We start from the raw sequence: 24,806 nt of genomic DNA on the forward strand, positions 1-24,806 counted from the left end.
GCCGGGAGATAAGCGGCGGATGCTTCGCCCGGTGTCCCCATCGTTGCATTTCATGGATTTCAAAGTTGAAATGCATCGGACGTCCGCGCACAATGCAGGCATTCCGTCGCCCTCCGCCGTTGCCGCCATGTCCTCGCTCCCCGCACCCATCCCGCATCACGCCTCCCAGCCAGCCGCCGCCGGCGCCCGGCCGCGCATCTGGGCGATGGGCATCAGCCGCCTGTCGCGCGCGTTTGCCGACCTGATTCCGGCCTACGCCGCCCGCGCGGAATTCCGCATCGTCGGCCGCGCCTTCGAGGCGGCGGCCAGCGCCATCAACCGCGAGGCCCGCGACGGGCGCGTCGACGTGGTCGTGGCCGGCGGCTCGAACGGGGCGTACCTGCGCCAGCATGTGGATATCCCGGTGGTGCTGGTCAAGGTGACCGGTTTCGATGTCATGAGCGCGCTGGCCACGGCGCGGCGCATCTCGCCGAAGGTGGCGCTGGTGACCCATGCGTCGACCTATGCCGAAGTGGACGAGTTCGTCGGCGCCTTCGGGCTGGACATCCCGCGCTACACCTACCTGACCGAGGACGACGCCACGGCGCGCGTGCGGGCGCTGAAGGAAGAGGGCATCCGCGTGGTGGTGGGGCCGGGCATGGTCACCGACCTGGCCGACAAGTACGGGCTGGTCGGCGTGTTCCTGTACTCGGGCAATGCGGTGCGGCTGGCGCTGGAGGATGCCATCGAGGCCGCCCGGCTGCGTCGCATCGAGGCTACCCGGCGCGACTACGTCAACGCGATCCTGGCCCACCTGAACGAAGGCGTGGCCGCCGTGGACGCGGAAGGGCGGGTGCAGGCGTTCAACCCGGCGATGGAGCGCTTCCTGGGTACGCCGGCCGGCGTGGCGGTGGGACGCAAGCTGGCCACGCTGGCGCCGGGGCTGTCGCTCGATGGCGTGATGCAGAGCGGCGCGCGCGAGCTGGAGGCCATCCACCGGCTGGGCGACCGCATGGTGGTGGTCAACCGTATCCCGATCGTCGGCGAGGCCGGCACGTCGGGCGCCGTGCTGACGATCCAGGACGCCAACGCCATCCATCGCGCCGACCGCAACCTGCGCTCGCGCACCCGGGCCCGTGCGGCCGGCGTGCGCTACAGCCTGGAAGACCTGGCCGGCGATTCCCCGGCGATGAGCGACCTGCGCGCGCTGGCGCGACGCTACGCGGTGGTCGATTCGACGGTGCTGGTCAGCGGCGAGAGCGGCACCGGCAAGGAGGTACTGGCGCAAGGCATGCACGACGCCAGCCCGCGCCGCGCGTTTCCGTTTGTCGCGGTCAACTGCGCGGCCTTTCCCGAGACGCTGCTGGAATCGGAACTGTTCGGCTACGAGGAAGGCGCGTTCACGGGCGCCCGGCGCGGCGGCAAGGCCGGCCTGTTCGAATCGGCGCACAACGGCACGCTGTTCCTGGACGAGGTGGGCGACATGCCGCCGGCGCTGCAGACCCGGCTGCTGCGCGTGCTGCAGGAAAAGCAGGTGCTGCCGATTGGCGGGCTGGAGGCGGTGCCGGTCAATGTGAGGGTCATCGCCGCCACGCACCGCGACCTGGCCGCGCTGGTGCGCGAGGGCACCTTCCGGCAAGACCTGTACTACCGGCTCAATATCCTGCGCATCGAAATGCCGCCGCTGCGCGACCGCGCCGGCGACCTGCCCGCGCTGGCCGCGCTGCTGTACCGCCGCGCGCAGGAACGGCTGGGCATCGACACGCCGCAGCCGCTGCCCGACGCCGTGCGCGACAGGCTGTCGCGCTACACCTGGCCGGGCAATATCCGCGAACTCGAAAACGTGACCGAACGCATCGCCGTGCTGGTCGCCGGCGCCGAACTGGCCCCCGCCGCGCTGCAACGCGAACTCCAGGCGGCCGTGCCCGAGCTGTTCTCGGCGATGCCGGCCCTGGAACACGCCGTGCCGGCCGACGCGCCGTCGCTGGCCAACGTCGCCCGCACCAGCCAGACCGAACACATCCGTCGGGTACTGGACGAATGCGGCGGCAACCGCGCCGCCGCCTGCGCCAAGCTGGGCATCAGCGCCACGACCCTGTGGCGCCGCCTGCGGGAGGGGTAGGGCGGGTTTGCATCAGGTTTGCCCCGGAATGGCGCTTGTGAGTTCCCCTATCCCGCCTGCGTGGGAGGGGCCATGGGAGAGGGCCAGCCGCCCCAAATCCCATCAACTACCCAACGAAGCCTCGACCTCAATTCAGCAATTAACCGCCATATTCAACCCCCGCCATCGAAAATGGCCACTCCCGTCACCGGAAGCGGCCATCCCAAATCTGGCTGGCAGGGCGGCCCCTGCCTTGGCTCAACCCTTTACACATCATCCGCCAGCCGCACCCCGGTGAACTGCCACCGCTGGTGCGGATAGAAGAAGTTCCGATACGTGGCCCGGATATGCGATTCCGGCGTGACGCACGACCCGCCGCGCAGCACCATCTGGCTGCTCATGAACTTGCCGTTGTACTCGCCGACGGCGCCCGCGCTGGGGCGGAAACCGGGATAGGGCAGGTAGGCGCTGGCTGTCCATTCCCAGACGTCGCCGAACATCTGGCGCAGCACGCCGGACGTGTTCTGGCGATCCGGCAGCGGCCGCAGCGAGCGGCCTTCGACGAAATTGCCGGTGGCCGGCAGGTTGCGCGCCGCGTGTTCCCACTCGGCCTCGGTCGGCAGCCGGCGTTCGGCCCAGCGCGCGAAGGCGTCGGCCTCGAAGAAGCTCACATGCGTGACTGGGCTTTCCGGGTCCACCGGCTGCATGCCGCGCAGCGTCATGTGCCACCACGTGCCGTCGCGGTCCTCCCAATAGAGCGGCGCCTCGATGCGGTGGTCGCACACCCAGCGCCAGCCGTCGGACAGCCACAGGCCCGCGGTCTGGTAGCCGCCGTCCTCGATGAACTCGAACCACTGGCGGTTGCTCACAGGGTGCGAGCACAGCGTGTACGGTTGCAGCAGGACCTGGTGGCGCGGCCCTTCGCAGTCGAACGCAAAGCCGTCGCCGTCATGGCCAATCGTGACGATGCCGCCGGGCAGCGTGATCCAGTCCGGCGCCGGGCGCGGGTCGGCCACCACGGGCACCGTCAGCGCCGGGGCAAACGCCGGGCGCAGCGGATTCTGGGCAAACAGGTGCAGGATGTCGGTCAGCAGCAGTTCCTGGTGCTGCTGTTCGTGATGCAGGCCCAGCGTGATCAGCGCGGCTTCGTCGTCGGTCTGGGCGCTCATCAGCAGCGACAGCATCGCGTCGTCCACGGCCTCGCGGTAGGCCAGCACTTCGTCCAGCGTCGGGCGGGTCAGCAGGCCGCGCCTGGGCCGCGGATGCCGCGCGCCAACCGCTTCGTAATAGGAGTTGAACAGGTAGCGGTACTGGGGATCCACCGGCTCGTAGTCCGGCACGCGGGGGGCCAGCACGAATTCCTCGAAGAACCACGTGGTATGGGCCAGGTGCCATTTGGCCGGGCTGGCGTCGTCCATCGACTGCACGGTTGCGTCGGCGTCCGACAGGTCCGCCACCAGCGCCTCGGACGCGGCACGGACATGGCGATACTGGCTGAGCAGGGCGGGTTCGTGCGGCGGATGACTGGCGGTGGCAGGCAGCAGGGCTGAAACGGCGGTCATGCAGGCTCCCGGTGGGGTTGGCTGGCGGACGGTCGAACCATCATAGACCCATCTGCGCCGGGGAGCGAGCGGGCAGGTTTCCGCGATCGACGTAGGTCAATGCCTACAATCCGGCCCTGCAAGAAAAACAGGCACCCCAGGGATGGGGTGCCTGTCTGAGGCAGCGGGAGGAAGACCGATCAGGCGGCGGCGCGCAGGGCGTCGTTCAGGGCCGCGATCTCGGTCTTGGCCGTCGTCAGGCCGGCCTCGCGGGCTTCCGGGCCCATCGCCAGGCCGTGGGCGCGGACGAACGAGATGTCGGTGATGCCCAGGAAGCGCAGCACCACGTCAACCGTCACTTCATGCAGGTCCAGCGCGGCGCCGTCCTGGCGCACACCACCCCGCGACGACACGATGACGGCCTTCTTGCCCTTGGCCAGCCCTTCCGGACCGTTCTCGGTGTAGCGGAACGTGCGGCCGGCCTGGGCGATGCGATCGATCCACGCCTTGAGCTGGCTCGGGATGCCGAAGTTGTATTGCGGCACGCCGATCACGAGCACGTCGGCGGCCAGGAATTCGGCCAGATAGGCTTCGGTCACGTCCAGTTCGGTCTGCTGTGCGGCGGTCAGGCCGTCCTTCGGGCCACCCAGCACGGGCAGTAGCTGGTTGCCCAGGTGGGCCGGCGCTTCACGGTCCAGGTCGCGCACGGTGACCTTGGCGGCCGGGTTCTGGGCCACGAGGTCGGCCACGATGCTGGCGGTGAGGTTGCGCGAGACGGAGTTGTCGCCCAGCACGCTCGAATCGATCTGCAGGATGTTCATTGTCTGGCTCCACTAAGTTCGGTTGGGATGGCTGAAAGATATAGACTCGCCATTGATGCCGGTAGTGATGCAGAATGCAAATGATTGTTCTACCGATGCAACGGAGCCCCGACCATGCAGGACCTTAACGATTTGTCGCTGTTTGCCCAGGTGGTGCAGCACGGCAGCTTCTCGGCCGCCAGCCGGGCCACCGGGGTGCCAAAGTCGCGCCTGTCGCGCCGGATCGCCCAACTGGAGCGCGACCTGGGCGTGCTGCTGCTGCGCCGGACTACGCGCCAGGTGCGCGTCACGCCACTGGGCGAGGCGTACTACGCGCGCTGCCGCGAAATGCTCCAGGCCGCCGAGGCCGCCCGCGAAGTGATCGAACAGTCGCGCGAGCAGCCGGGCGGGCTGCTGCGCATCAGTTGCCCGGTGGCCATCGTCCAGATCCTGCTGGCGCCCAACATCGGCCATTTCATGCGGGCCAACCCCGGCATCCAGCTGGAAGTGGAAGCGACCAACCGGCGCGTGGACGTCATCGCCGAGGGCTACGACCTGGCCCTACGCGTGCGCAACGTGCTCGACGATTCCAGCCTGGCCGTGCGCACGTTTGGCAAGAGCGACCTGAAGCTGGTGGCCAGCCCGGCGCTGCTGGACAGCATCGGCCGCCCGCGCACGCCGCAGGCGCTGGAAGGCATGCCCGGCGTGGGCCAGAAGCCGCACGAGGGCCGCCACGTCTGGACGCTGTTCGACAAGGCCGGCGATCCGGTCCACATCGGCTACGACCCCCGGCTGGTCTCGGACGAATTCGCCATCCTGCGCGAGGCGGCCATCGCCGGCGTTGGCCTGGCCATGCTGCCGCGCATGTATTGCCGCGACGAGATCGAAAGCGGCGCGCTGGAAGTGGTGCTGCCGCAGTGGGACCTGCCGATGGGCGTGCTGCACGCGGTGTTCCCGTCCCGCCAGGGCGTCACGCCGGCGCTGCGCCGCTTGCTGGATTTCCTGGCTGAAGTGCTGCCCGAGCACGGCCGCAAGGTTGGGATGATGTCGATGACGGGGGTGCCGATGCATGTCGCGCCGCCCACCGAAGTGCCGGCCGACGGGCATGCCGCCCCCACGCCGGACGCCGACTGACCGCCCGGCGCGGCGCGCGCGCCACGCTGCGCCTTTACCTTCACGCCGGCACGATCTAAGGTAGTTGTGCAGGTCACATAGCGCCTGCAACCAACCGCAAGGAGCCAACGCGATGAGTCGCACGCAAGGAACGCAGGACCTGGGCAAGGCCATTCTTCGTATCGTGCTGGGCGTGCTGATCCTGCTGCATGGCATTGCCAAGCTGATGGCGGGCCCCGGCTTTGTCATCCAGACCGTGACGCAGGCCGGCCTGCCGTCATTCGTGGCCTACGGCGTCTACATCGGCGAGGTGCTGGCGCCGATCCTGCTGATCATCGGCCTGTGGACGCGGCCCGCCGCGCTGATCGTCGCCATCAACATGGTGTTCGCGCTGGTGCTGGTGCACGCCAAGCAGTTCGGCGACATGGCCCCCACGGGTGGCTGGGCGCTGGAGCTGCAGGGGATGTACCTGGGCGCCGCGCTGGCCGTGGCCTTCCTGGGCGCGGGGCGCCTGAGCGTTGGCGGCATCGACGGCAAGTGGAACTAGGGAGCCTGCCATGGCAAGCCTGATCCGTCACCGCACCGCGGCGCCGTCCGGTGCGGCGATGCTGGCCGCGCTGGCGGCCGCGATGCTCGCCGGCTGCGCGACCGGCCCCGACATCCGCACCGACTACAACCGCGCCACCGATTTCTCGCAGTACCGCACCTTTGCGTTCGTGCCGCGTCCCGGCACGGACCGGCAGGGCTACGAAAGCCTGACCACCCAGTATCTGAAAGACGCCGTGGAGCGCGAGATGACCGCGCGCGGCTACCAGTACGTGCCGCGCCAGCCTGACCTGCTGGTCAACTTCAACATGCAGTTCCAGCAGAAGATCGCCACCAGCCCGGCGCCGATGCCGCCGCCCGGCTACATGGGCTACTACGCCTACCGGGGCGGGCTCTACGCGCCGTGGCCCGGCTACGGCTTCTACAGCGACACCTATACCTACACCGAGGGCACGCTGAACATCGACCTGGTCGACGCCCGGCGCAACCAGCTGGTCTGGGAAGGCGTGGCGCAGGGCGACGCGAGCCAGCCGGAGCGCCAGACCAGCCAGCTCGTGATCGAGCAGGTTGTCGGCCAGATCTTCGCCAGGTACCCGTTCCGCGCGGGCATTGGCACGCCGAGTCAATAAACCCGCGGCAAAAGCGTAAGTTTTTACGCCACGCGTCCGTGGCGCGCAGCCAGACCCGCTACAATCGCTGCCCGTGGTTTTGAATGTGTCATATCTAAAATGGGTCTGGGCTGGTTCGGATTGTCCACCTTCTGGCTGTTGCCGCTGGTCTGGCGAACGGTGGGCCGCGTGCTCGCCGGTGATCGCCGGCTGTTCGGCCGCGGTTCGCTGCGTGTTTGGATGGGTACGGTGCTGGTGCTGGGTGCCAGTGCCACGCTGGAAGCCCTGACCGGCGGCGAAGGTGACACGGCCGGCGGTGCCGTGGGCCATGCGCTGGCCGGCACCGCGAGCGGCATGCTCGGATGGACCGGCGCGCTGCTGATGATGCTGGCCGTGCTGGGCCTGGCCGCGCCGATGGTGTTCGGCGAGACGTGGCGCAGCCTGTTCCTGCTGCGCCGGCCCCGCACCGACGCCGACGAGGCGCCCGCCGCCACCCGGCACGAGTCGCGTGCCGATTCCCGTGCTGACCTGCGTGCCGATCTGCGCGCGGATGCCCGTGCCGACAGCCGTCCCGATTTCCGCCACGATGGCGCGCCGTCGCAGCCAGCCGCCCGCGACGCGGGCCAGCGCTGGGAGACGACATCGCTGCCGTCCCAATCGACGCCCGCATGGCAGTCGCCGCGCCACAAGGGCATCGAGGCCGTGTCCGCGCGCCGCCAGCCCGCATGGCAGCCGCCGCCGCGCACGCGCCAGTCGCCGCCCCAGCCGGGCGAGATCTGGCTCCATCACGCCGAGGCCCCGGGCGCCGTGAACCGCGAGCCGGCGGGTGTTGCGCCGGCGCGGCCGGCGTCGCGTCATGAATCGCGCCCCGAATCGCGTCCTGTCCCCGCGCCGCAGAAGCCGTCGCCCCGTCCGGCTGCGCCCGCGGCAGCCCGTCCCGCGTCGCCGCCGCAGGCCACCGTGGTCAGCAGCCCGTTCCGCAATCCCCAGCTCGGCCTGCGCTCGGCCGTCACGACGCTGCCCGAGGCGATGGCCAAGCCGGCCGTGGCAGCGGTGCAAGTCGATGCCGATGTCGCCGTGGTCGACGCCCCGCCCGTATCGCCGCCGGTAGTGGTGCAGGCCGAACAGCCGGCGCCGGTCGCCAATGTCGCGCCGGTCACGGCAGCGGACGACGCCCCCGTCACGCTGGAATCGATCCGCGAAGAAGCGCTCGCGCTGCTGGCCGAACTGCGCCAGTTGGCCGGGCAGCCGGTGGAAACACCGGCTTTGACCGAAGCCGCATTGGCACCATCGGTGGTCGAGCCTGCTGCCATCGAACTGGGTGCCGAAGAGGCGGTCGAGGCGGCTATCGAATCGGAATCGCCGGCCGAAGTCCTCACCGCCTCCCCGCCATCCCCATCGACGTCGGCAGCCATCGACGCCGCCGTGGCTGCGTCGATTTCCGACGCCGAGACGGTCGAAGCCAGCGCGCCCGAGCCGGACGTCGCCCAGGCCGTCGACGCCCCGCCGCCCGTCGCCGAGGACTCGTCCCCGGTCGAGGACGCCAACGCCTTCGTCCAGCCCACGCCCAAGCCGCGCATCGTGCTGCCGGCCGTGGTCGGCCGCACCGTCCCGCTGACCCCGGCCACGCCGCCGGCAGCCGTGGCCCCGGCCGTCGTGCCGCCGCCGCCAGCGCCGCGCCCGCCGGTCGACTACCGCCTGCCGGGCACCGACCTGCTCGAACCGGCGCCCGAGGATGTCGGCGGCAACGCCGATCAGATTTCCGAGGAACGGCTGCAACAGACCGGCGACCTGATCGCCCAGCGGCTGGCCGAGTTCAAGGTGCCGGTGTCCGTGGTGGGCGCCAGCGCCGGGCCGGTGATCACGCGCTTCGAGGTCGATCCGGCCGTCGGCGTGCGCGGCGCGCAGGTGGTGGGACTGGTGAAGGACCTGGCGCGCGCGCTGGGCGTGACGTCGATCCGCGTGGTTGAGACGATTCCCGGCAAGACCTGCATGGGCCTGGAACTGCCGAACGCCAGGCGGCAGATGATCCGGCTGTCCGAGATCGTCAGCGGCAGCGCGTTCGATCACCATGCGTCCAAGCTGGTGCTGGCGATGGGCAAGGACATCACCGGCAACCCGGTGGTCACCGATCTGGCCCGCGCGCCGCACCTGCTGGTGGCCGGCACCACGGGCTCGGGCAAGTCCGTCGCGGTCAACGCGATGATCCTGTCGATGCTGTACAAGGCCACGCCCGAGGACGTGCGCCTGATCATGATCGACCCGAAGATGCTGGAGCTGTCGGTCTACGAGGGCATTCCGCACCTGCTGGCGCCGGTAGTCACCGACATGAAGCAGGCCGCCCACGCGCTGAACTGGTGCGTCGGCGAGATGGAAAAGCGCTACCGGCTGATGTCGGCGCTGGGCGTGCGCAACCTGGCCGGCTACAACCAGAAGATCCGCGCGGCCGAGGCGGCGGAGCAGAAGGTGCCGAACCCGTTCTCGCTGACGCCCGACGCGCCCGAGCCGCTGTCGACGCTGCCGCTGATCGTGGTGGTCATCGACGAACTGGCCGACCTGATGATGGTGGCCGGCAAGAAGATCGAGGAACTGATCGCGCGGCTGGCGCAGAAGGCGCGGGCGGCCGGCATCCACCTGATCCTGGCCACGCAGCGGCCGTCGGTGGACGTCATCACGGGCCTGATCAAGGCCAATATCCCGACGCGCGTGGCGTTCCAGGTGTCATCGAAGATCGATTCGCGGACCATCCTGGACCAGATGGGCGCCGAGAGTCTGCTGGGGCAGGGCGACATGCTGTTCCTGCCGCCGGGCACCGGCTACCCGCAACGCGTGCACGGCGCGTTCGTGGCCGACGAGGAAGTGCACCGCGTGGTGGAGCACTGGAAGCAGTTTGGCGAGCCCGACTACGAGGAAGCCATCCTGGCCGGCGACGCACCCGAGGGCGCGGCCGACCTGTTCGGCGAAGGCGGCAGCGATGGCGAGGCCGATCCGCTGTACGACGAGGCCGCCCAGTTCGTGCTGACGTCGCGCCGGGCGTCGATATCCGCCGTCCAGCGGCAACTGCGCATCGGCTACAACCGCGCGGCGCGGCTGATCGAGCAGATGGAAGTGGCGGGGCTGGTCTCGCCCATGGGCCGCAACGGGACGCGCGAGGTCATCGCGCCCGGCGGGCCCGCCGACTGACGCACCCGGGAGACCACCCGCCATGCACGCAACCCAGGGCAACCTGCTAGGCGACGTCCCGGTCCACGCCGACGGCGAGGTCTTCACCGAACTGCTGCGCTGGGCCGGCACAGGCCAGGTCCGCATCGAGCGGATCGTCTCGAACGGCCAGGCCAGCCCGCCCGGCTTCTGGTACGACGACGCCGACGACGAATGGGTGCTGCTCATCAGCGGCACCGCCGCCGTCGAGATCGAAGACGGCCCCACCCACACCCTGGGCGCCGGCGACTGGCTCCATCTGCCCGCCCACTGCCGCCACCGCGTAGCCTGGACCGACGCCGCCCAGCCGACAATCTGGCTGGCCGTGCACGTGGCGCCGGCAATCGGGCGGTCAACGTAGCCCCGCATTTGCTTTTCCCCTCTCCCTTTGGGAGAGTGGCCGGGAAGAGGGCGTTGAGGCTCTGCTTGCCGACGGGTCGCTGTTTGAACCGCCAGGCCCTCTCCCCCGGCCCCTCTCCCGCGTTGCGGGAGAGGGGAGCAAACCATCGGGCGGTCACAAACGTAGTCCCGCATTTGCTTTTCCCCTCTCCCTTTGGGAGAGGGGAGCAAACCGTCGGGCGGTCACGAACGTAGCCCCGCATTTGCTTTTCCCCTCTCCCTTTGGGAGAGGGGCAGGGGAGAGGGCGTTGAGGCTCTGCTTGCCGACGGGTCGCTGTTTGAACCGCTGAGCCCTCTCCCCCGACCAAACCATCGGCCCACGGGCGATCCTGGCTGCTCCGACCCTTGTATGGCCCTCGTATGGCTTTATGATGTCGGCAGAACTCACCCGGAGACTCCGGCTTGCCCCACATCCCCCGGCTGCTCGTTGTCTGGATTGCCCTGGCGGGCCTGCTCGCCGGCGTGGCCCGTGCGGATACGTTGCGCATCGGGTCCAAGCGCTTTACGGAGTCATACATCCTGGGCGAAATCCTCGCGCAGACGGCGGCGCCGCATGCGGACGTGCGCCATGTGCCGGGGCTGGGCAACACGGCCATCGTGTTCGAGGCGCTCAAGGCCGGGTCGATCGATGCCTATCCCGATTACACCGGCACGCTCGCCAGCGAGATCCTGAAGCTGCCGGGCGCCGCGGCCACGCTTGAGCAGATCAACGCCGCGCTGGCGCCGATGGGGCTGGGCGCGGCGATTCCGCTGGGGTTCGACAACACCTATGCCATTGCCGTGGCCGACGCCCGGGCGGGCGCGCTGCGCACGCTGGCGGATCTGGCCAGCCAGCCGGGGCTGCGCGTGGGCCTGTCGCACGAATTCCTGGGCCGTGCCGATGGCTGGCCGGCGCTCGTGCAGCGCTACGGGCTGCCGCAGAAGCCCGTCGGCATCGACCACGGCATTGCCTACGAGGCCGTCGCCAACGGTCAGATCGATGCAACCGACATCTACGCCACCGACGCCAAGATCCGCAAGTTCCACCTGCGCGTGCTGGCCGACAACCTGCACGTCTTTCCGCGCTACGACGCCGTGATCGTCTACCGGCTCGACGTTGCCCGACGCTTCCCGACCGCGTGGCAGGCCGTGCGGCAGCTCCACGGCCGCATCTCGGTGGCGGACATGATCGACATGAACGCGGCGGCCGAGATCGATGGCGAATCGTTCGCGGCCGTGGCGCGGCGCTTTCTGGCAGGCCACGCCGGCCCGGCTGCGGCCGCGCGCCCGCAGGGTCTGCTGGCGGTGCTGACCGGTGCCGATACCTGGCGCCTGACCGTGCGGCATCTGGCGCTGGTAGGCGGCGCGGTGGGGGCGGCCACGCTGGTCGGAGTGCCGCTTGGCATCGTCGCGGCGCGCCGGCGGCGGCTGGGGCAGGCGCTGCTGGTGCTGGTGGGGGTGTTGCAGACCGTGCCGTCGCTGGCGCTGCTGGCGATGCTGATCCCGCTGCTGGGGCGCATCGGCGTCTGGCCGGCGCTGATCGCGCTGTTCCTCTACGCGCTGCTGCCGATCGTCCGCAATGCCTGCACCGGCCTGCAGGAGATACCGCCCGGCATGCGCGACGCGGCGCGCGCGCTCGGTTTCCGGCCGTTGCAGGTGCTGCGCTACGTCGAGGTGCCGCTGGCAATGCCGGTGGTGCTGGCCGGGGTCAAGACGGCGGCGACGATCAGCGTGGGCACGGCGACGATTGCCGCGTTTGTTGGCGCGGGCGGCTATGGCGAGCGCATCGTCACCGGGCTGGCGCTCAACGATTCGACGCTGCTGCTGGCGGGCGCCATCCCGGCCGCGCTGCTGGCCATGCTGTTGCAGGGTGCGTTCGGCGGCGTGGAATGGTGGACGCGCCGGAGGCGTGCAGTCTGATGAGGCGGGACACGATACTGACGATGATGCGCGGGCTGCTGGCGATGCTGGCCATGCCGCTGGCCGCGCACGCCGCGCCGGCCGACCCCGCCGCCCAGGTCGCCCAGGTCGCGCAAGGCCGCTATCTGGCCCGCATCGCCAACTGCGTGGCCTGCCACACGGCGCCCGGCGGCGCGCCGATGGCTGGCGGATTGGCGCTGCAGACCGACGCCGGCACGATCTACTCGACCAACATCACGCCCGACCCGGAGACCGGCCTGGGCCGCTACACGCTCGACGACTTCGACCGCGCCGTCCGCCACGGCCAGGCGCGCGACGGCAAGCGGCTCTATCCGGCGATGCCGTACCCGTCCTACGCCCGCATGACGCGCGATGACGTGGCGGCGCTCTACACGTGGCTGCGCAGCGAGGTGCAGCCGGTACGCCAGGCCAACCGCGATACGTCGCTGCGCTGGCCCTACAACATGCGCTGGCTGCTGGTGCCGTGGAACTGGCTGCATCTGCGTGACGATCCGGTCCGGGCCGACGCGGGGCAGGGCGAGACCTGGCGGCGCGGCGCCTACCTGGTGCAGGCCGTGGCCCATTGCGGCGCGTGCCACACGCCGCGCGGTGCGCTGTATGGCGAGAAGGGCCGCGACGCGGGCAGTCGGCAGTTCCTGTCGGGCGCCATGGTCGAGGGCTGGTCGGCCACCAACCTGACCGGCGACATGCTGACCGGCCTGGGCGCGTGGTCGAAGGCCGATGTCGTCGAATACCTGCACACGGGCCGCAACGCGCACGCCACCTCGTTCGGGCCGATGTCGACGGTGATCGCCACGTCCACACAGTTCATGAACGCGGCGGATCTGGATGCCGTCGCGACGTATCTGAAGTCGATCCCGCCCGCGCGCGGCGAGACGCAGCCGTATCGCTACGACCCCGCCGCGGCCGCGCGGCTCGAACAGGGCCGCTTCGACACACCCGGCGCCCGCCAGTACGCCACCTACTGCATGCCGTGCCACCAGGCCAGCGGCAAGGGCTTTGCGCGGGTGTTTCCGCCGCTGGCCGGCAATCCGACCGTGGTCGACCCCAATCCCGCCTCGCTGGTCAACCTGCTGCTCGAAGGCGCCGTGACGGCCCGCGTGCAGACCGCGCCCACCGACTACCACATGCCCGGTTACGGCTGGACGATGGAAGACCAGGAGCTGGCCAACCTGCTGACGTTTATTCGGCGTAGCTGGGGCAACCAGGCCGCGCCGGTCACCGAGGAAGCGGTGGCCGCCCGGCGCCGCGCGCTGGGCCTGCGCGCGCCCGAGACCCCGTGATCCCATGACCATCACCCGCAGAGACTTCCTCAACGGCACGGCCCTGACGATTGCGGCCGGCATGGCGCCGGCCCGGCTGCTGGCCGCGAACGCGCCTGCCGGGCCGTATCCGCCGGCGCTGACCGGGCTGCGCGGCAACCATGCCGGCACCTTCACGCTGGCCCACAGCCTGGCGCGCGAGGGGGCGTCCTATCCGGGCGTGCTGGCGAAAGAGGCGTATGACCTGGTGGTGGTGGGCGGCGGGATCAGCGGGCTGGCGGCGGCATGGTTCTACCAGCGGCGTTTCGGGGCCGGCCGGCGCATCCTGATCCTCGACAATCACGACGATTTCGGCGGCCATGCCAAGCGCAACGAGTTCACGGTCCGTGGCCGGCGGCTCGTCACGTACGGCGGCAGCGCGGGGATGCCGCCGTCAGCCAGCGACAACGCGGCCGTGCAGGCGCTGCTGGCCGGGCTGGGCATCGCACCCGGCGCACTGGCCCGGGCGGTACCGGGCGACGACTACGCGCGGCGCGGGCTGGGGCGGGCGGTGTTTTTCGATGCCGAGCACTTCGGGCGCGACCAGTGGCTGGCGGCCGACCCGTTCGGCACGCTGATCGACGCCCGGCTGCGGGGCGGGCCGCCATCGCTGGACGGATTGGGAGATTTCCTGGCGCGGGCGCCGTTGCCGGCCGCGGACCGGCAGGCGCTGCTGCGGCTGGCGCAGGGGCAGGTCGACTATCTGGCGGGGATGCCGGCCGAAGCGCGCCGCGGCTATCTGTCGACCACGCGCTACGCCGCGTTCCTGCGCGACAAGGCCGGGCTGGGGCTGGCCGGGTTGCGCTTCCTGCGCGCCCGCAGCCAGGACGCCTACGCGCTCGATGCCGACGGCATCAGCGTCGCCCAGGCCATCGCCATCGGACTGCCGGCGGGCGCGGGCATGCCAGCCCCGGTGCTCGACGCCCGTCTAGGCCAGTCGGCCGCGTCGCGGCTGTGGTTTGCCGATGGCAACGCCACGCTGGCCCGCGCGCTGGTGGCCCGGCTTGTGCCGGGGGCCATGCCGGGTGGCGCCGGCGCGCCGCTGCAGGACGCCCGGTTCGACTACGGCAAGCTCGATGTGGAAGGCAAGCCGGTGCGAATCCGGCTCAATAGCACGGCCATCGCCATCGAGCCCGACGTGCGCATCACGCGCGTCACCTATGGCTGGCAGGGCAACCTGCAGCGCGTGGAGGCCCAGCACGTGGTCGTGGCCGGCTACGGCATGATGGTGCCGTTCATCCTGCCCACCCTGCCGGTGGCGGCCCGCACGGCTTTGCGCGCGGCGGTCAAGGCACCTTTGATCTACACCAAGGTGGCACTCGACAACTGGCGGGCGTTCGACGCGCTGAAGGCGTGGCGCATCCACGCGCCGACCATGGCGTATTCGGACATCTGGCTGGAATCCCCGTCAGGTCAGCGCGACGACCCCGTGGTGCTGCACATGGCCTATGTGCCGACGGTGCCGGACAGCGGGATGCCCGCGCGCGACCGCTTCCGCGCGGGCCGCGCCCTGCTGCTGGGCACGCCTTTCGATGTGCTGGAGCGGGATATCCGGCAGCAACTGGACCGCATGCTGGGCCCCGGCGGCTTCCAGTCCGCCCGCGATATCCGCGGCCTGACCGTCAATCGCTGGGCGCACGGCTACAGCTACATGCCGTCGACGCTGGCGCCCGACGATGCCGGGCTTCAGGCGGCGCTGGCGCAGGCCGGGCAGGGCGTGGGCAACGTCCGTATCGCGGGTGCCGACGTGGCCGGCAGCCCGTCGGTAACCGCCGCGATCGAGCAGGCCCAGCGCGCGGTGCTGGCCTTGCCGGAGGGAAGCTGAAACCCGGTCAGAATCCCGTCGTGCGATTTTGCCGTCGTCGTCTGTTTTGTCACTTCTGATGCGTGTGCGCGATAAATGCCTCAATTGCCAGTCACGAACTTCTGCAGCAGCCGGTGGAACTCCTCGAATTCCTCAACGGTAAATCCCTGTAGCCGGTGATTGAGCACCTCCGGTGCAATAGTGGGGATTTCCGACGCGATGGTCCGACCTTTCGGGGTGAGCGTGAGATTCACGACGCGCCGGTCGTCGATACTGCGGCTGCGTTCCAGCAGACCCTTTTCCTCAAGCTTGTCCAGCATCCGTGTCATCAGCCCGCTGTCGATGCCGAGCAGTTTGCTGATTTCGAATGGCGTACTGGCCATGCCGCGCGTCAGTGATAGGAGAATTCCCATCTGTTGGCCGTTGATGTCGAGCGGACGCAGCGCCGAATCCATTTCCACGAGCAGGCTGTTGCGTGCCTTGTTCAGATGAAAGCCGATGCTCTGGGTGAGCTGGAAATTGTCTGGTGTGTAGTGCTTCACCGTGGTTTCCTTTTGCATGACGCCTGTCAAAAAGTGGGCCGGCGGGTTATCCGGCCCACACCCTGATCGAATGCAGACTCTCCAAAACATTCGTCGGACGATAGTCTGGCAAATCCATTGCCGAAGGGGAATTCAATTTTATTGTCTTTTGATTTAGATGAAGTGGAATACGCGAAAACTGTATCGCTTCATTACCATTGACTCAAATGGGTGGATTTTCGAATAATCCCCCGTACGGGTTATCGAATGACTCGACATTATGTCAATGTGTGATACGGCGCCCGCGAGGCCGGTCCGCCGGCAAAACTTCTTAACGCGCACCACGAGAAAGTTCATGACGACGCGGCGCGCCACCGCGCGGAGCGTCCGGTACATTGGCCCGAAGATTTGCATTGCCACCCGGCGGCATCCGCCTTTGTCTTGGAGTCCGAACAATGCGTGCGCGATTTGCACTGAAGATCGCCGGGGGATGCCTGGCGCTGGCCGCCTACTGTCCCGCCGCCCAGGGCCAGTCCAGCGCCGAGCTGGCCAACAAGAGCAACAACCCGCTCAACCTGGCGCCCGCCTTCAACCTGCACAACTACTACACGCCGCGCCTGTACGACAGCGGCGCCCACACCAACGACTTCCTGCTGCGGCCGACCGTGCCCATCGCGCCGGGCCGCCTGGTGGGCGTGCCGCAGATCCTGCGCGGCACCGTGCCCATCAGCACGCGGCCCCAGGCCGACGGCTCGTACGAGACCGGGCTGGGCGACATCAACCTGTTCGACATCTTCCTGCTGCGCAGCCAGGGCACGCAGATCGGCGTCGGCCCGCTGCTGACGATTCCCACCGCCACCGACCCCAGCCTGGGTACCGGCAAATGGCAGGCCGGGCTGGCCGCCGTGGTGGTCGATCCCACGCCCGCGCGGCTGCTGGGCATGCTGGTGCAGTGGCAGCATTCGTTCGCGGGGCAGAGCAGCCGGCCCGACGTGCAATCGCTGACCGCGCAGCCGTTTGCGATCTTCAACCTGCCCAACGGCTGGTACCTGCGGTCGACGGGCATCTGGACCTTCGACCTCCAGCGCGGCACCTACTACGTGCCGGTCGGCCTGGGCGCGGGCAAGGCTTGGAAGGAGGGCAACACCGTGTTCAACCTGTTCGTCGAACCGCAGTACACCGTGCTGCACGAGGGGTCGGGCCTGCCGCAGTGGACGGTCTTCGCCGGCCTCAACATGACGTTCGGAAAATGAAACCGCGCCGGGCCGTTCCGCTCGCACTGGCCACGACGCTGGCGCTGTCGGCAGGGCCGGCCCTGGCCGTGCCGGAGACGGCCGAATCGACCGCCCCGGTGCCGGCGTCGGCCCCCAAGCTGTCGTTCTTCGATCCGGAAGACGGCATGCTCGACCTGAGCGATTTCCTGCTCCATCACAAGGGCGCCTTGCCGGTGCCGGCCATCATCACCGAGCCGGCGGTCGGCTATGGCCTGGGCCTGGGGCTGGCATTCTTCTCGGAATCGATGGCCGAGGCCGCCCAGCATGCCCGCGAATCGGGCAAGGGGCCGGCGCCGCCCAACATCACGGCCATCGGCGGCGCCTATACCGAAAACGGCACCTGGGCCGCCGGCGCCGCGCACTTCCACACCTGGGGCGGCGACCGGATCCGCTACCTGGGCGCGGTCGGCAAGGTCAACGCCAACCTCGAATACTTTGGGCTGCAGAACCAGCCGCGCGCCTACGCGCTGGACGGCTTTGCGCTGGTCCAGCAACTGCTGTTCCGCCTGGGCGATTCGCACTGGTACGTCGGCCCGCGCTACGTCTATGCCGATACGTCGGCGACGTTCAAGTTCGGCGCCAGCACCGGCGAGCTGGGGCCGCTGGAAAAGGACCAGCGCATCGGCAAGGGCGGGCTGGTCATCGACTACGACTCGCGCGACAACATCTTCTTTCCGAACAAGGGCAGCTACGCCGAGATCGAGGCGCAGTTCGCGCGCGGCGGGCTGGGCAGCACGCAAAGCTTCAACATGTACAACGCGCGCGGCTTCACGTGGCTGCCGCTGGCGCGCGCGTGGATCCTGGGGCTGCGCGCGGACACGAAGTTCTCAACCGGCGAGGTGCCGTTCTACGCCCAGCCGTACGTCGACCTGCGCGGCGTGCAAAAGGGCCGCTACCAGGACCGCAACGCGCTGGCCGCCGAGGTGGAGCTGCGCTGGGACGTCACGCCGCGCTGGTCGGTGCTGGCGTTCACCGGCACCGGCAAGGCGTACGGCCGCTGGCACGACTTTGCCGATGCCAGCACGGTCGTCAGCGTCGGCGGCGGCTTCCGGTACATGATCGCGCGCAAGCTGGGCCTGTCGATGGGCGTCGACGTGGCCCACAGCCGCGACCAGAACGCGTTCTACATCCAGGTCGGCAGCGCCTGGAAATAGGTGCCGCCGGCCCGGCGTCAGGCCACGGCCGGGAAGTCCAGCGTGGTGTCGCAGTACATACGGCACCGATCCGTCTGGATTAGAATCCGCGCAACTTCTTGCCGATTCGTCTCACGTTCCCGAAACCCCATGGATAGCCTTAGCGAACTGGTGCGCCTGCTGGCGCCGTCCGGCACGGTGGACCTGCATTGCCGCGTGGCCGGCGCGTGGTCGGCCCACAATGCGCAGGCCGCGCCGGGGCATGTGCCGTACCACGCCATCCTGGACGGCCAGGCCGACGTGGCGATGGGCGCCGAGACGCTGCGCGTGGCCGCCGGCGACGTGCTGCTGTTCCCGCACGGCGCGGCCCATACGCTGTCGGGCCTGCATGGCGGCAAGTCGCGCCCGGCCGAATCGCGCCATTTCAACGGCGTGGTGACCGAGGTGACCGTGCCCGGCGCCGCCGCGCCGCTGGACATCCTCTGCGGCACCTTTGTGCTCGGCAGCGCGGCCGACGTGCTGCTGCGCACGCTGCCGGAGATGCTGTGCGTGCAGACCGCGCGCGGCGGCGAGGCTGGCCTGGGCTGGCTGCGAGGGCTGATCGGCATGATGCATGTGGAAGCGGACGCGCCGGGGCCGGGCAGCGCGGCGATCATCGCGGACCTGTCCACCGCGTTGTTCACGGTGCTGCTGCGCACGCTGATCGCCCGCGGCGCGGTCTCGCGCGGCGTGCTGGCGCTGATGGCCGACGCGCGGCTGGCCCGGGCCGTGGACGCCGTGGTGCGGCATCCCGAGCAGCCGTGGACGGTGGACAGCCTGGCGGAGGTCTGCAACGTGTCGCGCGCCACGCTGGCCCGCCGCTTCGCGCAAGTCGGCATTACGCCGCTCGAACTGGTGACCACGCTGCGCATGGAGCGCGCCGCCCGGCTGCTGCGCAAGGACGGCCTGTCGGCGGCGGCCGTGGCCGAGCAGTGCGGCTACGCCTCGCAGGCCGCGTTCGGGCGCGTGTTTGCGCAGCATTTCGGCGTCGGCCCCGGTGCCTACCGCCGCCAGCAGCGCGCGCTGCGCAGCGCGGCGGCCGACGGCGACGCCCCGGCCCAGGCCGCGTAGGACGTCTCTGACGCGAGACATCGGCCGGGCCGACTGGCGCCGCGCGTCGCGCGGACTACACTGGGTGGACGTTTGCCCCGTTCCTTTGCCCGGGAGATGTCGCCATGGCCGCACGTTCCATTGCCTCGCTATCCATCAGCTTCGGGCTGGTTTCCATCCCGGTGAAGGTCTATTCGGCCACCGAGAGCAAGGCCGCCGTCGGCTTCAACCTGCTGCACAAGGGCTGCGGCTCGCGGCTGCGCCAGCAGTACATCTGCCTCAAGGAAGACGTGGTGGTCGAGCGCGCCGACATGGTCAAGGGCTACGAATTCGAGAAAGACCGCTATGTGACCTTCACGCCCGATGAACTCAAGGCGCTGGAAGATGCCGCCGAGCAGACCATCGACATCGTGTCGTTCATGCCCGTGGGCGCCATCGACCCGATCTACTACGACAAGGCGTACTACCTGGGCCCCGACAAGCGCGGCGCCAAGCCCTACAACCTGCTGGCCGAGGCCATGCGCGAGACCGGCACCTGCGCGCTGGCCAAGTGGGCGTGGAAGGGCAAGCAGTACATGGTGCAGATCCGCGTGGGCAATGACGGGTTGATCCTGCAGCAACTGCTGTACGCCGACGAGGTCCGCGACATGGCCGACCTGCACGTCGAGCGGACCGAAGTGGCGCCGGCCGAACTCAAGCTTGCGCAGCAGTTGATCGAGCAGAACGCCGTGGATGGCTACGATGCCAGCGCCTATGTGGACGAGGAAAAGGCGCGCATCCTGGAGCAGATCGACAAGAAGATCGCCGGCAAGAAAATCACCGTGGCGGCCGAGACGCCCGCGCCGTCCGGCGGCGAGGTGATCGACCTGATGGAAGCGCTGCGCAAGAGCATCGGCGCCAACAAGCGCCAGCCGGCCGCGCAGGCGCCGGCCAAATCCACCGGCAAGGCCGCCGCCAAGGCTGCGGCGCCGGCCGAGGCCCCGGCCCGCAAGACCGCCCGCCGCGCGGCCGCAGCCCCCGCCGAGACCCCCAAGCGGGCGGCGCGCAAGTAGCCCATGCAAGCGTATTCGATGCGGGATGTCCAGGCGTTGCTGGGCATCTCGCGCACCGTCATCACCGCGCTGATCGCCGCCGGCGTGATCGCGCCCCGGCGCGGCGCGCGGCGCGAGTACCGTTTCAGCTTCCAGGACGTGGTGCTGCTGCGCACCGCGCAGTCGCTGCGCGAGGCAGGCATCCCCACGCGCCACGTCACGCGGTCCCTGCGCCGCCTGCAGGGCCTGGGCGAGGGCCGCCCGCCCACCGGCCTGCGCGTGACGGCCGTGGGCGGCGACGTGGCCGTGCAGGACCGGCGCGGGCGCTGGCATGTCGATTCGGGCCAGTTCGTGCTCGATTTCGATGACGCGCCCGGCCACGACGCCGCCGAGGTGGTGGACCTGCGCCGCCGGCCCGCGCCCGACCCCATCGCTGCCAGCCACCCCGACGATCCGGTCGCGTGGTTCGATCGCGGCGTCGCGCTGGAGCCCGTGTCGCTGGGTGAAGCCGAAGCCGCGTACCGCACGGCCGTGGCCCAGGCGCCCGATTTCCTCGATGCGTGGCTCAATCTCGGCTGCCTGCTGTGCGACCAGGGGCGGCTGGCCGAGGCCATCGCGCAGTACCGCCAAGCCCTTAGTTATCTGCCTCGCCAGCCGTTAATTCATTTCAACCTGGGCGTGGCACTGGAGGATGCCGGTTCGATGCGCGAGGCGTTGCAGAGCTACCACGCCTGCATCGCGCTGGCGCCCGACTTTGCCGATGCCCACTACAACGCCGCGCGGCTGCACGAAGCGCTCGGCGACCCGCATCGTGCCATCCGGCACTACAACCAGTATCGCAAGCTCGAACCCGTGTTGTAGGCCGGTGCCGTCACCGACACTTTGCCGCGGTCTCCACTTCCGTGTAGGCGTGCCACCGACAGTATTCATACGTCCATCCGCCCCACAATCTGCGGAAACGGGCATCGACAACGACGAGGGGACTTTTGGCTTCGAATTTCTGGAGCGAGCGTTTTGGCGGCTGGCATGTGTCGCCGATGACGCTGCTGGTGTGGATCTTCACGTGCCTGTGCTTCGTCGCGGTGGCCGTGGCGCTGGGCAGGCGGCAGGTGGACCGCATTGTCACGCAGCGCGAGGTGGGCATCGGCACCGAGATCGTGGCGGCGCTGGACCGCATGGTCGAGACCGCCGGCACGCAGGGCCGCCAGCACGCCGCCAAGCTGGCGGGCCAGCCGTGCGGCCAGATCGAGCAGCCGCTGGGCACCGCGCAGAGCTTCATCCCGTACATCCGCGCGGTCGGCATCGCCGAACGCGGGGTGATCTATTGCTCGTCCACGCGCGGCGCGGTCAGCGTGCCGCTGGACTACTACTTCCGCGACCTCGATACCGGCACGCCCCAGCGGCTGATGCTGGTGCAGGGCACCCCGTTCCGCACGTACGCGCCGGCGCTGGCAATGTTCCTGCAGCAGCCGGGGCAGCCCGGCAGCGGCACCTTCCTGCTGATCGACGGGCGCTACGTGACCGATACGCTGTCGCACGGCCTGGCCTTCGGGGCGTCGGAAGTCGTGCTCAGCGTGGGGCAGGCGTCGATCTATCACGATGGGACATTTCTGGCGGCGCCGGTCAAGGTGGCCGGCGGCGGCGTGACGTCGCGCTCCACGGCGTGGCCGATGCAGGTGCACGTGGCCGCGTCGGCCGACTACGTGACCACGGTGCGCCGCAAGTACGATCTGCTGTACGGCGCCATTGGCCTGCTGGGCGGGCTGCTGGCGGTGGCGCTGTTCCTGCTGGTGGCCGCGCCGCGCCGGCTGCTGATGCAGGCGGTGCGCCAGTCGCTGCGGCGCGGGGATTTCCATGTGGCGTACCAGCCCATCGTCGAGGTGGGTTCCCGGCGCTGGATCGGCGCCGAGGCGCTGCTGCGCTGGCAGCATCCGCGCTGGGGCAGCATTCCGCCGGGGTCGTACATCGAGACCATCGAGTCCACGCCACTGATCGACGACATCACGCATTTCGTGCTGCGCCGCGTGGTGGAAGACATGAACCGCTACGGCCCGCTGGCGCCGCTGCACATGGCCGTCAACGCCGCGCCGCTGAACCTGCGCCGCCGCACCTTCCTGCACGACCTGGACGCGCTGCAGCGCGCCATGCCGGACGGCTCCGGGCTGGTGCTGGAGATTACCGAGCGCCACCTGCTGGGCGACAGCGGCGCCACGCGCGAGGCATTCGACCGGCTGCACGAATCGGGCATCCGGCTGGCCGTGGACGACTTCGGCACGCGCAACAGCAACCTCGACCTGATCCGCAGCCTGCCGTTCGACTATCTGAAGATCGACCGCCAATTCACGCAGGACGTGGACGCCAACGCCCGCGCGTTGCTGCGCAGCATCGTCAGCATGGCGCACCATTTCCATCTGGTGGTGATTGCGGAGGGGATTGAGACCGAGGCCCAGCACGCACTGATTGCCGAGGCCGGCGTGGACTGGGCGCAGGGCTACCTGTACCAGCGCCCGGCGCCGCCGGCCAGCATCCTGGCGCGGCGTGGCATCTGGGTCAACGAACAGTCCGGTGCCGAAGCGGCCGAGGCGCCCGCGGCGGTGTAGGCGGAAGGTACGGCGCCGGGCTCAGGCCATGGCCGTCTGCCACAGCAGCGCGCCATTGAGCAGGATGATCAGCAGCGCCGACGCGGCGGCCAGCACCAGCGGTACGCCGCGCACGCGCCAGGCGCCCATCAGGCGGCGGTCGGCGCCGAACAGGATCAGCGGCACCACGGCCAGCGGCAGCGTCAGGCTCAGCACCACCTGGCTGGCCACGAGCAGGCTGGCCGAGCCGTGCTCGCCGAACACCCACACCGCCGCCAGCGCCGGCACGATGGCCACGGCCCGCGTCAGCAGCGCGCGGCGCATGCGCGACATCTTCAGGTCCAGGAAGCCTTCCATCACGGCCTGCCCGGCCAGCGTGCCAGTCAGCGTGGAATTGAGCCCGCAGGCCAGCAGCGCCACGGCGAACAGCAGGCTGGCCAGGTCCGAATGCAGCAGCGGAGCCAGCAGGCGGTGCGCGTCGGCCAGGTCTTCCACGTCGGTCAGGCCGTTGGCGTGGAACACCGAAGCGGCCAGGATCAGCAGCGCGGCGTTGATCAGGAACGCGAAACCGAGCGATCCGAAGGTGTCGAGGTTCATGCCGCCGAGCACTTCGACGAACGTGCGGCGGCGCGCGGTGCGGGTGCCGGGCGGCGGCGTGAAGCGGCGCACCAGCGACGAATGCAGATAGAGGTTGTGCGGCATGACTGTGGCGCCGACGATGCCGGCGGCCAGCCAGAGCATGCCGGCGTCGCGCACCAGATCGGCCGACGGCGCCATGCCGCCCAGCACGGCGGCCCATTCGGGCTGCGCCATGGCCAGTTGGGCGACGAAGCACAGGGCCACCATCAGGATCAGCCCGGCCACCATGGCCTCCATGGTGCGCTGGCCGTAGCGCTGCACCGCCAGCATGACGATGGTGACGACGGCGGCAATCAGCACGCCGACCCAGAGCTTGACGTGGAACAGCAGCTGGAGCGCCACGGCGCTGCCGACCACCTCGGCCACGTCGCAGGCGATGATCGCGATCTCGCTGGCCACCCAGAGCCCCAGCGTCACGCGGCGCGGAAACCGTTCGCGGCACAGTTGCGCCAGGTCGCGCCCGGTAACCACGCCGACGCGCGCGGCAATCCATTGCAGCAGCATCGCCACGAGACTGGACAGCGCGACGACGGTCAGCAGGCTGTACCCGTACTTGGCGCCCCCGGCGATGGCCGTGGCCCAGTTGCCGGGGTCCATGTAGCCGACGGCCACCAGCGCGCCCGCCCCCAGGAAGGCAACACGCGACCGCCGCGCGGGTGGCGCGGCGGGCAGGGCGGCGGAATCGGTGGGCGGGGGCATGGTGGCGTCCAGGTGATCCAGAGGAGGGCGAGGGATCGCACGACCCCGATACTGCATTCTAGGGGGTTGTTGAGAATTATTCCCAATTGGCTTTGGCTAACAAGGAGATTGCCAAAGCCGGGGATGCGCCGGCTGGCGCCGGTGGATCGGTAAGACTAGCGGCTCCATCCGCCGCCGCCCGCGCGTCCTGCGAGCTTGACCGGCCCGCAGCACGCGCACGCCGCGCCGTGGCTGGCCGCGCCGGCGTCGGCCGAGCCACCGGCCAGCCCCGGCGCCGCTACCAGCGCCCGCGCCGCCACGCCGCCGCAGCCGGGGCAGACGGCCGGCTCGTCGCGGCGGGCCATCGGCCGCAATTCGGAGAAATCTCCGCAGGTACCGCATCGGTAGTCGTAGGTCGGCATCGCCGCTCCGGAACAGGGCCAGGTTGGCGCCCAGCTTAGCGCAATCCCATGGCGCGTGCGCACGCGCCACGCGCGCCGGGCAATGTCGAAAGGATCAGGGTTTTCGTCAGCAAACCGAATCGCGCAA

20 protein-coding genes are annotated in these 24,806 nt (G+C 69.6%); 15 read left to right on the forward strand and 5 right to left on the reverse strand.

Features of this window, described 5'->3' with window-relative positions:
- Nucleotides 1-205: 205 nt before the first annotated feature.
- Nucleotides 206-2,101, forward strand: a complete 1,896-nt coding sequence (prpR, locus tag EHF44_RS13405; RefSeq protein WP_253700090.1) for a propionate catabolism operon regulatory protein PrpR — start codon at nucleotides 206-208, stop codon at nucleotides 2,099-2,101.
- Nucleotides 2,102-2,346: 245 nt separating this feature from the next.
- On the opposite strand, the gene egtB is transcribed toward prpR, so the two are convergent.
- The gene (egtB, locus tag EHF44_RS13410) at nucleotides 2,347-3,642 is read right to left on the reverse strand and encodes an ergothioneine biosynthesis protein EgtB (RefSeq protein ID WP_124684198.1); all 1,296 of its coding nucleotides are present in this window, start codon (nucleotides 3,640-3,642) and stop codon (nucleotides 2,347-2,349) included.
- Between the two features lie 179 nt (nucleotides 3,643-3,821).
- A complete protein-coding gene (locus EHF44_RS13415; RefSeq protein WP_124684199.1) occupies nucleotides 3,822-4,442 on the reverse strand; it encodes an FMN-dependent NADH-azoreductase in 621 nt (206 codons plus the stop codon).
- A 114-nt stretch (nucleotides 4,443-4,556) separates the two neighbouring features.
- Here EHF44_RS13415 and EHF44_RS13420 point away from each other — a divergent pair, with 114 nt between their 5' ends.
- The 8 genes from EHF44_RS13420 to EHF44_RS13455 all read left to right on the forward strand — a co-directional run bounded on the left by EHF44_RS13420 (nucleotide 4,557) and on the right by EHF44_RS13455 (nucleotide 15,334).
- A complete protein-coding gene (locus EHF44_RS13420) occupies nucleotides 4,557-5,555 on the forward strand; it encodes a LysR substrate-binding domain-containing protein (RefSeq protein ID WP_124684200.1) in 999 nt (332 codons plus the stop codon).
- 112 nt (nucleotides 5,556-5,667) lie between these two features.
- Nucleotides 5,668-6,081, forward strand: coding sequence for a DoxX family protein (locus EHF44_RS13425; protein ID WP_124684201.1), 414 nt, complete (start codon nucleotides 5,668-5,670; stop codon nucleotides 6,079-6,081).
- A 10-nt stretch (nucleotides 6,082-6,091) separates the two neighbouring features.
- On the forward strand, nucleotides 6,092-6,709 hold the full coding sequence (locus EHF44_RS13430; RefSeq protein ID WP_124684202.1) for a DUF4136 domain-containing protein: 618 nt from the start codon (nucleotides 6,092-6,094) through the stop codon (nucleotides 6,707-6,709).
- 99 nt (nucleotides 6,710-6,808) lie between these two features.
- Nucleotides 6,809-9,871 (forward strand): DNA translocase FtsK, encoded by a 3,063-nt coding sequence (locus EHF44_RS13435; RefSeq protein WP_124684203.1) that lies wholly within the window; start codon nucleotides 6,809-6,811, stop codon nucleotides 9,869-9,871.
- Between the two features lie 22 nt (nucleotides 9,872-9,893).
- Nucleotides 9,894-10,250 (forward strand): cupin domain-containing protein, encoded by a 357-nt coding sequence (locus EHF44_RS13440; RefSeq protein ID WP_124684204.1) that lies wholly within the window; start codon nucleotides 9,894-9,896, stop codon nucleotides 10,248-10,250.
- Between the two features lie 449 nt (nucleotides 10,251-10,699).
- Nucleotides 10,700-12,187 carry a glycine betaine ABC transporter substrate-binding protein gene (locus tag EHF44_RS13445; RefSeq protein WP_172966114.1) on the forward strand — a complete coding sequence of 496 codons (1,488 nt, stop codon included), beginning with the start codon at nucleotides 10,700-10,702 and terminating at the stop codon, nucleotides 12,185-12,187.
- Nucleotides 12,187-13,491, forward strand: a complete 1,305-nt coding sequence (locus EHF44_RS13450; protein ID WP_124684206.1) for a c-type cytochrome — start codon at nucleotides 12,187-12,189, stop codon at nucleotides 13,489-13,491. Before EHF44_RS13445 ends, EHF44_RS13450 begins: the two co-directional genes overlap by 1 nt.
- Before the next feature lie 4 nt (nucleotides 13,492-13,495).
- The gene (locus EHF44_RS13455; protein ID WP_124684207.1) at nucleotides 13,496-15,334 is read left to right on the forward strand and encodes an NAD(P)/FAD-dependent oxidoreductase; all 1,839 of its coding nucleotides are present in this window, start codon (nucleotides 13,496-13,498) and stop codon (nucleotides 15,332-15,334) included.
- An 80-nt stretch (nucleotides 15,335-15,414) separates the two neighbouring features.
- Here the strand turns inward: EHF44_RS13455 and EHF44_RS13460 are convergent, their stop codons facing one another.
- Nucleotides 15,415-15,855, reverse strand: coding sequence for a MarR family winged helix-turn-helix transcriptional regulator (locus EHF44_RS13460; RefSeq protein ID WP_124685099.1), 441 nt, complete (start codon nucleotides 15,853-15,855; stop codon nucleotides 15,415-15,417).
- 434 nt (nucleotides 15,856-16,289) lie between these two features.
- On the opposite strand from EHF44_RS13460, the gene EHF44_RS13465 reads away from it, so the two are divergent.
- The 6 genes from EHF44_RS13465 (at nucleotide 16,290) to EHF44_RS13490 (ending at nucleotide 22,961) form a co-directional block, all read left to right on the forward strand.
- Entirely contained in the window at nucleotides 16,290-17,087 is a 798-nt protein-coding gene (locus tag EHF44_RS13465) for a hypothetical protein (RefSeq protein ID WP_124684208.1), read from the forward strand.
- Nucleotides 17,084-18,262, forward strand: a complete 1,179-nt coding sequence (locus EHF44_RS13470; protein ID WP_124684209.1) for a BamA/TamA family outer membrane protein — start codon at nucleotides 17,084-17,086, stop codon at nucleotides 18,260-18,262. The genes EHF44_RS13465 and EHF44_RS13470 overlap by 4 nt, the downstream gene beginning before the upstream one ends.
- Before the next feature lie 129 nt (nucleotides 18,263-18,391).
- Nucleotides 18,392-19,351: an AraC family transcriptional regulator gene (locus EHF44_RS13475; protein WP_124684210.1), complete on the forward strand. Its 960-nt coding sequence runs from the start codon at nucleotides 18,392-18,394 to the stop codon at nucleotides 19,349-19,351.
- Nucleotides 19,352-19,455: 104 nt separating this feature from the next.
- The gene (locus EHF44_RS13480) at nucleotides 19,456-20,382 is read left to right on the forward strand and encodes a Ku protein (protein ID WP_124684211.1); all 927 of its coding nucleotides are present in this window, start codon (nucleotides 19,456-19,458) and stop codon (nucleotides 20,380-20,382) included.
- Between the two features lie 3 nt (nucleotides 20,383-20,385).
- Entirely contained in the window at nucleotides 20,386-21,222 is an 837-nt protein-coding gene (locus EHF44_RS13485) for a tetratricopeptide repeat protein (protein WP_124684212.1), read from the forward strand.
- Nucleotides 21,223-21,347: 125 nt separating this feature from the next.
- On the forward strand, nucleotides 21,348-22,961 hold the full coding sequence (locus EHF44_RS13490) for an EAL domain-containing protein (protein WP_124684213.1): 1,614 nt from the start codon (nucleotides 21,348-21,350) through the stop codon (nucleotides 22,959-22,961).
- A gap of 21 nt (nucleotides 22,962-22,982) precedes the next feature.
- Here EHF44_RS13490 and EHF44_RS13495 read toward each other — a convergent pair whose 3' ends face one another.
- Together EHF44_RS13495 and EHF44_RS13500 are read right to left on the reverse strand one after the other, a co-directional pair.
- Nucleotides 22,983-24,278 carry an Nramp family divalent metal transporter gene (locus EHF44_RS13495; protein ID WP_124684214.1) on the reverse strand — a complete coding sequence of 432 codons (1,296 nt, stop codon included), beginning with the start codon at nucleotides 24,276-24,278 and terminating at the stop codon, nucleotides 22,983-22,985.
- Nucleotides 24,279-24,433: 155 nt separating this feature from the next.
- Entirely contained in the window at nucleotides 24,434-24,679 is a 246-nt protein-coding gene (locus EHF44_RS13500) for an FmdB family zinc ribbon protein (RefSeq protein WP_124684215.1), read from the reverse strand.
- Nucleotides 24,680-24,806 lie beyond the last annotated feature (127 nt).

Origin of the sequence: Cupriavidus pauculus (genome assembly GCF_003854935.1) — a bacterium.
Taxonomy (GTDB): domain Bacteria; phylum Pseudomonadota; class Gammaproteobacteria; order Burkholderiales; family Burkholderiaceae; genus Cupriavidus; species Cupriavidus pauculus_C.

Excerpts from the sequence above, each read along its gene's own strand:
- EHF44_RS13495 (WP_124684214.1), bottom strand. The coding sequence starts at position 24,278 with ATGCCCCCGCCCACCGATTCCGCCGCCCTGCCCGCCGCGCCACCCGCG.
- EHF44_RS13470 (WP_124684209.1), top strand. The coding sequence starts at position 17,084 with ATGAAACCGCGCCGGGCCGTTCCGCTCGCACTGGCCACGACGCTGGCG.
- egtB (WP_124684198.1), bottom strand. The coding sequence starts at position 3,642 with ATGACCGCCGTTTCAGCCCTGCTGCCTGCCACCGCCAGTCATCCGCCG.
- EHF44_RS13455 (WP_124684207.1), top strand. The coding sequence starts at position 13,496 with ATGACCATCACCCGCAGAGACTTCCTCAACGGCACGGCCCTGACGATT.
- EHF44_RS13435 (WP_124684203.1), top strand. The coding sequence starts at position 6,809 with ATGGGTCTGGGCTGGTTCGGATTGTCCACCTTCTGGCTGTTGCCGCTG.
- EHF44_RS13430 (WP_124684202.1), top strand. The coding sequence starts at position 6,092 with ATGGCAAGCCTGATCCGTCACCGCACCGCGGCGCCGTCCGGTGCGGCG.
- EHF44_RS13425 (WP_124684201.1), top strand. The coding sequence starts at position 5,668 with ATGAGTCGCACGCAAGGAACGCAGGACCTGGGCAAGGCCATTCTTCGT.
- prpR (WP_253700090.1), top strand. The coding sequence starts at position 206 with ATGGGCATCAGCCGCCTGTCGCGCGCGTTTGCCGACCTGATTCCGGCC.
- EHF44_RS13465 (WP_124684208.1), top strand. The coding sequence starts at position 16,290 with ATGCGTGCGCGATTTGCACTGAAGATCGCCGGGGGATGCCTGGCGCTG.
- EHF44_RS13500 (WP_124684215.1), bottom strand. The coding sequence starts at position 24,679 with ATGCCGACCTACGACTACCGATGCGGTACCTGCGGAGATTTCTCCGAA.
- EHF44_RS13440 (WP_124684204.1), top strand. The coding sequence starts at position 9,894 with ATGCACGCAACCCAGGGCAACCTGCTAGGCGACGTCCCGGTCCACGCC.
- EHF44_RS13475 (WP_124684210.1), top strand. The coding sequence starts at position 18,392 with ATGGATAGCCTTAGCGAACTGGTGCGCCTGCTGGCGCCGTCCGGCACG.
- EHF44_RS13420 (WP_124684200.1), top strand. The coding sequence starts at position 4,557 with ATGCAGGACCTTAACGATTTGTCGCTGTTTGCCCAGGTGGTGCAGCAC.
- EHF44_RS13485 (WP_124684212.1), top strand. The coding sequence starts at position 20,386 with ATGCAAGCGTATTCGATGCGGGATGTCCAGGCGTTGCTGGGCATCTCG.
- EHF44_RS13415 (WP_124684199.1), bottom strand. The coding sequence starts at position 4,442 with ATGAACATCCTGCAGATCGATTCGAGCGTGCTGGGCGACAACTCCGTC.
- EHF44_RS13480 (WP_124684211.1), top strand. The coding sequence starts at position 19,456 with ATGGCCGCACGTTCCATTGCCTCGCTATCCATCAGCTTCGGGCTGGTT.
- EHF44_RS13450 (WP_124684206.1), top strand. The coding sequence starts at position 12,187 with ATGAGGCGGGACACGATACTGACGATGATGCGCGGGCTGCTGGCGATG.